The following is a 12,164-nucleotide window of genomic DNA, read 5'->3' as shown; positions in this document are numbered from 1 at the left end:
TAAATATAGGTCGCCATAAAAAACCCTACTCATCGCTATTGTTAAAAGAAAGTATAAAAACCAACAACTCAATAATAATTAATAAATTATTTAAATAATGTTAATTTTAAATGAATTAAATTAAATACTAATAATCAATAACTTATAATTTAAATATAATAAATATAAAAAAACCACGCCAACAAACCATTAGATTAACTAATGACAAGAATCATTTTTTCTCGTTTGAGCCAGCAATAAGGTAACTGTATAATTTCCACACAGTTAAGAAAACGAACAGTGGTTGCACGATGAGTCGTCGTCTTAATTCCAGTAACCTAACCTAAAGAGAAGTGCTATGACTCAATTATTCGAAAATATTGCCAACTTGTACAAACGCGTTTTTACTGAAATGTTTACTGCTAAAGAAGTGAAGTAAGATCGCTCACTTTTTTATCTATACCCTGTTTAGTAGATGTTTTTGTTAGCGCAGAAATCATATTAAGCGACAATCGTTATTATCTATATATAACGAAACTAAACCCCCATAGAGCTACTCTATGGGGGTTTTATTTATTCAACGACATCAAAGCCATTAGTTGATAAAACGAATTAACCAATAAAAAAGGCGACTCAAATGAGTCGCCTTTTTACTTTATCTAAACTAGATAGTTAATTTGAAATTAACCAATCTTGACTCGAGCATTACGGAACATGCGCATCCATGGGCTATCTTCACCCCAGTTATCTGGATGCCATGAATTAGCAACAGTTCTAAATACTCGCTCAGGATGCGGCATCATAATGGTTACGCGACCATCAGTGGTACAAATACCCGTTAAGCCATTGGCTGAACCATTTGGATTTTCTGGGTACTGGGTCGCAATTTGACCATGACCATCAACATAACGCAGTGCAATAGTGCCCGATGCTTCAGCATTAGCTAACGCTTGAGCATTAGCAAATTCAACTAAGCCTTCGCCATGAGATACTGCGATAGGCATACGAGAACCGACCATGCCGTCAAAAAATACCGATGGGTTTTGTTGCACTTCAACCAAACTGAATCGAGCTTCAAAACGCTCAGAGCGGTTACGCACAAAGCGCGGCCAATGCTCACTTCCTGGGATAATTTCTTTCAGATTAGATAACATCTGACAACCATTACACACACCAAGGGCGATGCTTGAATCACGTTCGAAGAAACGACTAAACTCATCGCGAGCACGATCATTAAATAGAATCGACTTAGCCCAACCTTCACCAGCACCTAATACATCACCATAAGAGAATCCGCCACAAGCCACTAGGCCTTGGAACTCTTCAAGGCTAATACGCCCTGATAAAATGTCCGACATGTGCACGTCGCGGCTTTCAAAACCGGCACGGTCAAAAGCAGCTGCCATCTCGACATGAGAGTTAACGCCCTGCTCACGTAAAATAGCCATTTTAGGTGCGGCACCTTTAAGAATATAAGGTGCGGCTACATCTTCACTTGGATTAAAGCCTAATTTTACCGTTAAACCAGGTGCATCAGCTTGTTGTTTAAGCTCATACTCTTCACGTGCACATTCTGGATTATCACGAAGAGCTTGCATGCGATAGGTGGTTTCTGACCACATAGTGCGCAGTGCAGTACGGCTATCAGCAAATATCACTCGCTGGCCATCGTTAATGCTAATCTTGTCAGCGGCTTGTAAACCACCAATGTGATGACAAGCTACGCCTTTAGCTTCAAATTGCGCGGCAATGGCTTTAGCATCAGCAACACCTACTTGAATGACAGCACCCAGTTCTTCATTAAATAAACGTTCTAAATCAGTACCATTCAAGCTGGCTAAATCAATAGTTAACCCAGTATTACCGGCAAAGGCCATTTCCACTAAGGTGGTAAATAAACCACCGTCGCTGCGGTCGTGATATGCCATAACCGCTTGCTCAGCGACTAATTGCTGCATGACTTCAAAGAAGCCAGCTAAGTTAGCGGTAACATCTAATGTCGGTGCAATATCACCTAGCTCACTGTAAACCTGCGCTAAACAAGAACCCCCTAAACGATTTTGGCCATTGCTCAAGTCCAGCATTAATAATGCACTGTCACCTTTATCACTGCGAAGTTGTGGCGTCACGGTTTTACGTATGTCTTGTACCACGCCAAAAGCGGTGATAACTAATGACATAGGCGATGTTACCGTTTTCTGTACACCACTATCTTCCCATGCGGTTTTCATCGACATAGAGTCTTTACCGACAGGGATAGTGATACCAAGTTCTGGACAAAGGTCTTCGCCAATGGCTTTAACAGCTTGGTATAAACCGGCATCTTCACCAGGGTGACCCGCCGGCGACATCCAGTTAGCCGAAAGCTTAATGCGCTTAAACGAGCCAATATCAGTACCAGCAATGTTCATTATCGATTCAGCAACCGCCATACGCGCAGAAGCATCAAAGTCGAGTAAAGCCAATGGCGTTCGTTCACCCATCGACATCGCTTCACCGCTATAGCTATCATAACTTGATGCGGTTACCGCACAATCAGCAACCGGAACCTGCCATGGACCGACCATTTGGTCGCGGTTAACTAATCCCGTCACTGAACGGTCACCGATGGTGATTAGGAAAGTTTTATCGGCTACGGTTGGCAAAGTTAAAACGCGCTTAACCGCATCTTTTAATTCAATCTTAGATTGATCTAATGCCGGTGATACCGCTTTTACCGACACCACATCACGACTCATTTTAGGCGCTTTACCTAATAAGACTTCGAGCGGTAAATCAATCGGTTTGTTATTAAAGTGACTGTCGGCAAGCGTTAAATGCATCTCTGCAGTCGCTTCACCAACCACTGCAAATGGAGCGCGTTCACGGGCACAAATATCAGCAAACTGCTGTAAATTCTCTGGCGCAACCGATAGCACATAACGTTCTTGAGATTCATTACACCAAATTTCGAGCGGGCTCATGCCTGGCTCGTCAGAGGGAACGTTGCGTAAATTGAACACACCACCGCGATCAGCGTCATTCACTAACTCAGGGAATGCGTTCGATAATCCGCCGGCACCCACATCGTGAATAAATTGAATAGGGTTGGTGTCACCTAGCTGCCAGCAACGGTCAATCACTTCCTGACAGCGACGTTCCATTTCTGGATTTTCACGTTGTACAGAAGCAAAATCTAAATCTTCGCTAGACTGACCTGATGCCATAGAAGATGCAGCACCGCCGCCCAAACCTATGTTCATTGCAGGCCCACCAAGCACAATGAGTTTAGCGCCAACCGTGATTTCACCTTTTTGCACATGTTCTTCGCGAATATTGCCTAAACCACCGGCAATCATAATCGGCTTATGGTAACCACGGACTTCAACACCGTTATGACTAGACACTAATTGTTCATAAGTGCGGAAATATCCCGTAATCGCAGGACGACCAAATTCATTATTAAATGCAGCGCCACCAAGTGGGCCTTCAAGCATGATCTCAAGTGGAGTCACAATACGATCGGGTTTACCGTAATTCCCTTCCCATGGTTGCACAAATCCAGGAATTTTTAAGTTAGAAACCGTAAAACCAGATAAACCCGCTTTAGGCTTAGAACCTCGACCAGTAGCGCCTTCATCACGAATTTCACCACCAGAACCAGTAGCGGCACCAGGATAAGGACTAATTGCAGTAGGATGATTATGAGTTTCGACTTTCATTAAGATGTGCATTGGTTCAGTGTGATAGTTATAAATACCATCAGGGTCTGGGAAAAAACGTCCCGCAACCGAACCTGTCATCACAGCGGCATTATCTTTATAAGCTGATAACACGTAATCAGGAGTGACTTCAAAAGTATTCTTAATCATTTTAAACAATGATTTTGGCTGCACTTCGCCATCGATTGTCCAATCTGCATTAAAAATTTTGTGGCGACAATGCTCTGAGTTTGCTTGAGCAAACATCATTAATTCGATGTCGTTAGGATTACGCTTTAAACGAACAAAGTTTTCAATTAAATAGTCAATTTCATCATCAGCAAGAGCCAAACCTAACTTAACGTTAGCCACTTCTAAGGCACGACGGCCTTCAGCAAGAATATTAACACTGCTAAATTTTGCCGGTTCTGTGCGGGCAAATAATACCTCAGCCGCTTCAAACTCAGGCAATATGATTTCGACCATACGGTCATGTAATAAACCTTGCAGTTGTTTTTGTTGTTCTGCGGTCAATTCTGAAGCTTCAACATAATAAGCCATACCACGCTCAAGGCGTTTTACTTTGCCCAAACCACAGTTGTGTGCGATGTCGGTTGCTTTAGAAGACCAAGGAGAAATGGTGCCAGGACGTGGAGTAACAAATAATAGAGTACCTTGTGGAGCATGCGACTCAATAGCGGGTCCATAGGTAAGAATAGTTTCTAACTGTAGACGCTCATTATCATCTAGTGGCTCACTCAAATTAGCTAAATGAACATATTCAGCATAAATTTGAGATACTGGAAGTGCTGCATTTTCGCAAGCCTCCATGAGTTTTTGAACTCTAAATGCAGATAGTGCTGGGGCTCCGCGAATGATCTCAATCACGTCTATTCACCTTATAAATTATATTGGGTCAGAATTGGCGCTATTATAAGGAATTGCACAGTACAAATCACCTTTAAGCACCCGTGAAAACAGTGTTTCCTGATAGGGAAAATATCCACAATTGTGCTTATGCATATTTATGACACAGCGACTTTACTGTCGTTCAATAAACCGACGTTAAAAGCGGGTTATTTGTCCAACTATAGGCGTTTAGGAAAACTCCTGATAAAGTAACCAAAAACACCTAAACTCCCCTACATATTTAAAGGCTATTCAACCGGAATTATATTCGTTTCTCATGCATTACTCTGGTGAAATTAACGAAACAACTTAAGATAACCAATTAATAAATATGATCAAAACCTTATTCATCATCTTACTTTGCGGGATGCTATCCGCCTGTCAACCTGTTGATATTCATGAGGTTGACATTGCTGCGCCTGCCCCAAAACGTACTGTACTCAAGGTTGGGACATTATATGGTCCACAGATTTATTTAAATTCAGATCAGGGTGAAAGCGGATTCGACTTTGAAATGGCCCAGCGCTTTGCCGATTATTTAGCCGTGCCGCTAGAGATGATCCCATACACCAATCGCAAACAATTATTTGCTGCATTAAAAGAAAACAAGATTGATATTATTGCTGCTGGCATCGCAAAAACCCCCAACCGCAGTCAACAATTTAAACTTGGACCGACCTTATATAAAGTTAATCAAGTATTGGTGTATCGAGAAGGTACTCCAGAACCCAAAGATATTGGCACTCTGTCGGGTGAAATTACCGTGATGGCGAACTCCTCTTCGGTCAATACCTTAACTAAGCTGCAAAAAGACTATCCTGAATTGATGTGGAACCAAGTTAATGACAAAGACAATGAAGAACTGTTTGCATTAATCGCCAACGGAGAATTGAACTACACCATTTCAGATTCAAATAGTTTATTGATCAACCAGCGTTTTTTACCTGAGTTACGCGCAGGAATGATTTTAGAAGAAAAAGTTGAAGTAGTGTGGCTGTTACCACCGAGAAATAGTGACCGCTTAATGAGCCAACTCCTGGCCTTTTGGCATCAAGAGAGACGTGCCGGCACCCTTGAACATTTAAACGAAAAATATTTTGGTCATGTGAAACGTTTTGACTATGTCGACACACGAGCCTTTATTCGTGCCATTGACAATATCCTCCCTGAATACCGTAGTTTTTTTGAGCAGTATTCAGGTGAGTTAGACTGGCGTAAATTAGCCGCTGCCAGTTATCAAGAGTCACATTGGAACCCAAGCGCACGCTCACCAACTGGTGTCCGAGGTATGATGATGCTGACCCAACCGACCGCGGCTTATGTTGGTGTAGATGATCGCTTAGATGCAGAGCAGAGTATTCGCGGTGGTGCATTTTATTTAAAAGATATGATGGACAGATTGCCAGACAGAATTCCTGAAGCTCAACGGATTTGGTTCGCTCTGGCATCTTATAATATCGGTTTAGGTCATGTTGAAGATGCGCGACGGTTAACAGAGTCAATGGGAATGGATCCCAGTGCATGGCGTGACGTCAAAAAAGTATTACCTTTGCTGCAGCAAGCTAAATATTACAAGCAAACTCGCTATGGCTATGCTCGCGGAAGTGAAGCGGTGCATTATGTCGACAGTATTCGTCGTTACTACGACACCTTAGTTTGGATTGATAATCAAACCAAGAAAATTGATGTTATCCAAGATCAAGTTGAAGTGATTGCAGAAGAGGCTGCAGATAAAACCAAGGTATCAGCACAATAATTGTGCTATCGATGCGGTTATCGTCATCAAGCTGACCGACAATCGTCATCAATATAAGGTAGTATGGAACCGAATCTGTCGTTAGAAAGCCTACTGTAAAGTATGCTGTTTATCAGTAACCTCAATGAGGTTACCCAATATGAAAGGATCACGATATGAGAAGAAGAGCGATAAGCAATACCATGTCACGACGTCGTGTCATGCTTAAAGTACACAAAACCCGTATTCAAAATCGTCAACGTGCACATTTTTTGTTGGTACAAACCGAATCATAATCTCACGTTAACCACAGAAAAATATGCCACTCAATCAGTTGATTTTCTCTCTAACTTTTTGAGTGCTTTTTTTTCTGCCCTACGCCGCTTAAAAAAAGCGCTTAATTGTGAAGCGCACTCTTCTGCTAACACACCTGATGTCACGTCAAGCTGATGATTAAAAACAGGGTGTTGCAGCAAATTGATCACACTACCCGCCGCGCCGGTTTTTAAATCATCGGCACCGTACACCACTCTAGCAATACGACTGTGGATCATGGCACCTGCACACATAGTGCAAGGCTCTAAAGTGACATACAAAGTTGTGTCGAGCATACGATAATTTTCTAATACCTTACCCGCTTGGCGAATACACTCCATTTCAGCATGAGCTGTAGGATCATGATTTAAAATACTTAAATTACAGCCACTGGCAATTAACACATCATCTTTTACCAATACGGCACCGACAGGCACCTCACCTTTTAATTCTGCTTGTTCAGCTAGTTGCATGGCTAACCGCATCCACTTTTTATCAATGGCTTGCTGAGTGTCATGCTCCATATCAGTGATGGAGTTCGTGTTGGCAGCAAGGTCTGCCTTTAAAATATTTGTCACTCTACTGCCCTAGGTCATTGTCATACAGGCTTATTATAACCTGAATTTTGCATAGCAAACGGTATCAAACACCTCTTTTTTACCCCGCTAGAAGGTATCTACTGCCATAAAGTGCTATCACTAAACTAGGATTAGACTGTCGTTTTGATAGCGCAGGTGCTGCTATAACTCGCCCCCCGCAATCTTGAGTATAAAACACGGCTTAGCGTTGACTAAAGACTCGACGAGTAACTCCCCAGACAATAGCGGCAATGGTACCAAACAAACCGAGAAACATGACCCAAGCTCCGAGGCCAGCTTGTGGTGGCATCTCACCACTCATCGTTGAATTAAATGGCTCTAATACCATAGCGAGCGTGCCAACCACCACCAATACAGCGCAAGCCATAAAGTAAAAACGGCCATAATCTTTTTGTAAAGTCTTGCGGATAGCGAATGTTAAACAACTCAAATACAGTATTGCGAACAGTGCTATGTTAATTAACTCCCCTGTTGTCCATACATTAGGGTCGCTTGCTATATCAGAGGGCATTATTTATCGATTCCTGTTTGCTGTTGTGGGTGAATGATTGCATTAGCAGTATTAAACTTTCCTTCTGCCCAGCTATAAGCTGCAAAACAGGGGCTGAGTCCTTGAAGGTTGCAACTTGTGCCATGGTGCTTGAGCACTAATACTGCCGTACCGCCGAGTGCGATAACCGCACTGTCTTGGGCAAGAAACTGGAACTGTTTATAGCTCTTGTCATCATCCGAAACGAATGCATTGATATAATGTCCGCCTGTTCCACCGACGAACAGCGTGGCAGAACTTGAGCAACTGAACGCGCGGGTGTCGATGATAGGATCACTGATACCGTCTTGATTGAAATCTGCGTAAAATTGAATGCCGCCATCCACAACCTCGAATATGCCGTTGTCTAATGCTGCACATTCCGATTTGGCTACCTCAAGAAAGGCATCCAGAGTAGGTTGAAACCGCTTTGGGATCTCTTGTGCTGATGCCATTGCCGGGATCAGTATGGTTAAAGACACCAAAGTCGCTATTAATTTTTGTTTTATCATTGGTTGCATAAGTCTTAATTTTCCAATTCAGGCCATTGATAGTGACGTTAATTTAGCTAAGCGGGGTGAGATAACCCATCACCTAGACTCCGTTCGCAGTGACATGATAAATCAAAGCCGTATTCATTGATTACCGCTTCAGTTTGAGGCTAAAAATAGCTCTACTCCAGTGTCAATATTCAAAATAACACCCTTTGTATAGGGGGGTCAGCGCGGACCTGAGCAAACCTATGTTTCAAAGCATGACACGTCCCAAAGCGCTGCAAATCCTTGGCAATGTAACACGGGCTGAGTTCATGAGACAGCATTCTACACATAGATTAAAATTATATATAGTTCATGTAGATACCATTAATTAAGCCTATCGTAATAAAACTTAATTATGTGCGAAAGGCTAACCGAAAAACCATTATGTTTGGCTGGAAGTCACTGATGGATGATTAGCAAGATGTTGGATATACCACATGAGCAGTAAGACATTGAAGATACCAAGGTAACGAAAAATCATTCCCAGAGTCATATTCTATTAAAGCGGCTTGGTGCGAATAAAAATGTTCAGAAAATAAAAAAGCCCATAAAAATATGGGCTTAAATATCACTTATTGCAAGTTAGTACTCGCTATTGTGTGAGATGACATTATTCCCACTCAATCGTTGCTGGCGGCTTACCTGATATGTCGTACACCACTCGTGAAATACCATCGACTTCATTGATGATGCGGTTTGAAACGCGACCTAAGAAATCATATGGTAGATGTGCCCAATGCGCGGTCATAAAGTCGATAGTTTCTACCGCTCGTAGCGATACAACCCAATCATATTTACGGCCATCACCCATTACGCCTACCGAGCGAACGGGTAAGAATACGGTAAAGGCTTGGCTCACTTTATTATACAAATCAGCCTTGTGTAGCTCTTCAATAAAGATAGCGTCTGCACTGCGCAATAAATCACAATATTCTTTTTTCACTTCGCCAAGTACACGAACACCTAAACCTGGTCCTGGGAACGGATGACGATAAAGCATGTTGTAAGGTAGGCCTAATTCCAAACCAATCTTACGCACTTCATCTTTAAATAACTCACGCAGTGGCTCAACTAAACCCATCTTCATATCGGCAGGTAAACCGCCAACATTGTGGTGCGACTTAATCACATGAGCTTTACCGGTTGCACTGCCCGCTGATTCAATCACATCAGGATAAATAGTGCCTTGAGCTAGCCATTTAGCATTCGCGCATTTCTTTGATTCTTCATCAAAAATCTCAACAAACACCCGACCAATAATTTTACGCTTAGCTTCAGGTTCTGCTTCGCCAGCCATGGCATCTAAGAAACGGTTTTCAGCATCAACGTGAATAATATTGAGTCCGAAATGATCGCCAAACATTTCTAACACTTGGTCCGCTTCGTTTAAACGCAATAAGCCGTTATCAACAAACACACACGTTAGCTTGTCACCAATCGCGCGGTGAAGCAGCATCGCCACCACTGATGAGTCAACACCACCTGATAAACCAAGAATAACTTCATCGTCACCGATTTGCTTTTTAAGGCGCTCAATCGCATCTTCAATAATTGATGATGGTTTCCAATTGGCTTTACAAGCACAAATTTCCAACGCGAAATGCTCTAGCATGCGCTGACCTTGACGAGTATGAGTCACTTCAGGGTGGAACTGAACACCGTAAAAACCTTTCTCTTCATTTGCCATCGCAGCAAACGGACACGTAGCTGTTTTAGCAACGGTCACAAAACCTTCAGGAATAGCGGAGACTTTATCACCATGGCTCATCCACACATCAAGCAGTGGTTTGCCTTCAGCACTGACAGCATCTTCAATACTTTTGAATAAGGCTGACGTGGTTTGCAATTCAATTTGAGCATAGCCAAATTCGCCTTCACCCACGCCTTTAATGACTTTACCACCAAGTTGTTCAGACATGGTTTGCATGCCATAACAAATACCTAATACAGGTACTCCAGCAGTAAAGACATATTCTGGAGCTCGAGGAGAATTGTCCTCTGTAACACTTTCTGGGCCGCCGGCTAAAATAATACCATTTGGGGCAAACTCACGAATTTGCGCTTCGCTCACATCCCAGGCCCATAACTCACAATACACACCAATTTCACGGATACGACGCGCAATAAGCTGAGTGTACTGAGAACCAAAATCGAGGATTAGAATCTTATGATCGTGAATATTACTCATGGGTAACCTTTACATATTGATTAAGTGTAATACCCCGTATCACATCGATACGGGCAAATTAACGCTAATAACAGAAGGACGACAAATGTCGTCCTCACAGTAATTATGAACCAGAACGGTAGTTTGGTGCTTCTTTGGTAATGGTCACGTCATGAACATGAGACTCACCCATACCTGCTGAAGTCACTTTTACAAACTGTGCTTTTTCATTTAAATCTTTAATGGTGGCACAACCGGTTAAGCCCATGCATGAACGTAGGCCGCCCATGTGTTGATGAATAATTTCTTTCAACTTACCTTTGTAAGGCACACGACCTTCAATACCTTCAGGGACTAACTTGTCGGCAGCATTGTCGCTTTGGAAGTAACGATCAGATGAACCTTGAGTTTGGCCCATTGCGCCAAGTGAACCCATGCCACGGTATGATTTATATGCACGACCTTGATAAAGTTCAGTTTCACCTGGAGCCTCATCAGTACCAGCGAACATAGAACCGGCCATAATGCATGATGCACCCGCAGCGAGTGCTTTAGCTAAATCACCAGAGAAACGGATACCGCCATCAGCAATCACCGGAATGCCTAACGCAAGCACAGCTTCAGCTGCATCAGAAACTGCAGTAATCTGCGGAACGCCAACACCTGTCACAATACGAGTCGTACAAATTGAACCAGGGCCAATACCAACTTTAACGGCGTTAACACCAGCTTCTACTAACGCAAGTGCGCCTGAAGCGGTTGCGACGTTACCGCCAACAATTTGTAAATCTGGGTATTTAGCTCGAGTATCACGAATACGCTGTAAAACGCCTTCTGAATGACCATGAGATGAATCAATCAATAATACGTCTACACCCGCTTTAACAAGGGCATCAACACGCTCTTCGTTACCAGGACCTGCACCAACCGCAGCACCAACACGTAAACGACCTAATTCGTCTTTACATGCATTTGGCTTGCGCTCAGCTTTTTCGAAATCTTTAACAGTGATTAAGCCTTTAAGTTTGAAGTTACCGTCAACCACTAAGACTTTTTCAATACGATGAGAATGCATTAATTTTTGCACTTCATCGAGCTTGGTGCCTTCAGCCACTGTGACCAAACGATCTTTTGGGGTCATCATGTCAGCAACGGTTTTGCTCCAGTCGGTTACAAAACGTACATCACGGCCAGTAATAATACCCACCAGCTCGTGCGCATCATTAACGACGGGATAACCGGCAAAACCATTACGTTCTGTTAATAAACGTAAATCGGTTAAGGTGGTTGCTGGCGTTACAGTGACGGGATCTTGAACAATACCGGCTTCATAACTTTTAACTCTTCGGACTTCTTCGGCTTGCTGCTCAATACTCATATTTTTATGAATAAAACCTAAACCACCTTCTTGCGCCATCGCGATAGCAAGGCGAGATTCAGTCACAGTGTCCATAGCAGCAGACACAAGTGGAATATTTAATTCGATTTTATTGGTTAAACGAGTTTTAAGAACCGCGGTATTAGGGAGTACAGTCGAGTGGGCAGGAACTAACAATACATCGTCAAAAGTTAGTGCATCTTTCAGTAAACGTAGCATGGCAACATCTCCCTAGTTGAGTAGGATTTGGGTGAAATATTGCGGCGAGATTATACCTTGCATATTGCAGTTGGTAAATGGAAAATAGATTTTTATTAACGTTAGAATGAGAATA

General features: G+C 42.7%; 7 protein-coding genes. 1 reads left to right on the top strand and 6 read right to left on the bottom strand.

Features of this window, described 5'->3' with window-relative positions:
- Positions 1-662: 662 nt before the first annotated feature.
- Positions 663-4,544, bottom strand: a complete 3,882-nt coding sequence (gene purL / locus ACED29_RS04670; RefSeq protein ID WP_371697196.1) for a phosphoribosylformylglycinamidine synthase — start codon at positions 4,542-4,544, stop codon at positions 663-665.
- 355 nt (positions 4,545-4,899) lie between these two features.
- Between purL and mltF the strand changes: the two genes are divergently transcribed.
- Positions 4,900-6,324: a membrane-bound lytic murein transglycosylase MltF gene (gene mltF, locus ACED29_RS04665; RefSeq protein WP_124016870.1), complete on the top strand. Its 1,425-nt coding sequence runs from the start codon at positions 4,900-4,902 to the stop codon at positions 6,322-6,324.
- A gap of 305 nt (positions 6,325-6,629) precedes the next feature.
- On the opposite strand, the gene tadA is transcribed toward mltF, so the two are convergent.
- The 5 genes from tadA to guaB all read right to left on the bottom strand — a co-directional run bounded on the left by tadA (position 6,630) and on the right by guaB (position 12,049).
- Positions 6,630-7,142 carry a tRNA adenosine(34) deaminase TadA gene (gene tadA, locus ACED29_RS04660; RefSeq protein ID WP_371697195.1) on the bottom strand — a complete coding sequence of 171 codons (513 nt, stop codon included), beginning with the start codon at positions 7,140-7,142 and terminating at the stop codon, positions 6,630-6,632.
- Between the two features lie 256 nt (positions 7,143-7,398).
- Positions 7,399-7,728 carry a hypothetical protein gene (locus tag ACED29_RS04655; protein WP_371697151.1) on the bottom strand — a complete coding sequence of 110 codons (330 nt, stop codon included), beginning with the start codon at positions 7,726-7,728 and terminating at the stop codon, positions 7,399-7,401.
- A complete protein-coding gene (locus ACED29_RS04650) occupies positions 7,728-8,267 on the bottom strand; it encodes a hypothetical protein (protein ID WP_371697150.1) in 540 nt (179 codons plus the stop codon). The genes ACED29_RS04655 and ACED29_RS04650 overlap by 1 nt, the downstream gene beginning before the upstream one ends.
- Before the next feature lie 628 nt (positions 8,268-8,895).
- Entirely contained in the window at positions 8,896-10,473 is a 1,578-nt protein-coding gene (gene guaA, locus ACED29_RS04645; RefSeq protein WP_124016867.1) for a glutamine-hydrolyzing GMP synthase, read from the bottom strand.
- A gap of 103 nt (positions 10,474-10,576) precedes the next feature.
- The gene (guaB, locus tag ACED29_RS04640) at positions 10,577-12,049 is read right to left on the bottom strand and encodes an IMP dehydrogenase (protein ID WP_124016866.1); all 1,473 of its coding nucleotides are present in this window, start codon (positions 12,047-12,049) and stop codon (positions 10,577-10,579) included.
- Between the last annotated feature and the right edge of the window lie 115 nt (positions 12,050-12,164).

The sequence above is a fragment of the Shewanella sp. 5S214 genome, assembly GCF_041439795.1.
GTDB lineage: Bacteria > Pseudomonadota > Gammaproteobacteria > Enterobacterales > Shewanellaceae > Shewanella > Shewanella vesiculosa.
The sequence above is the reverse complement of the archived record's forward strand: the minus strand, read 5'-3'. Positions and strand labels throughout refer to the sequence as shown.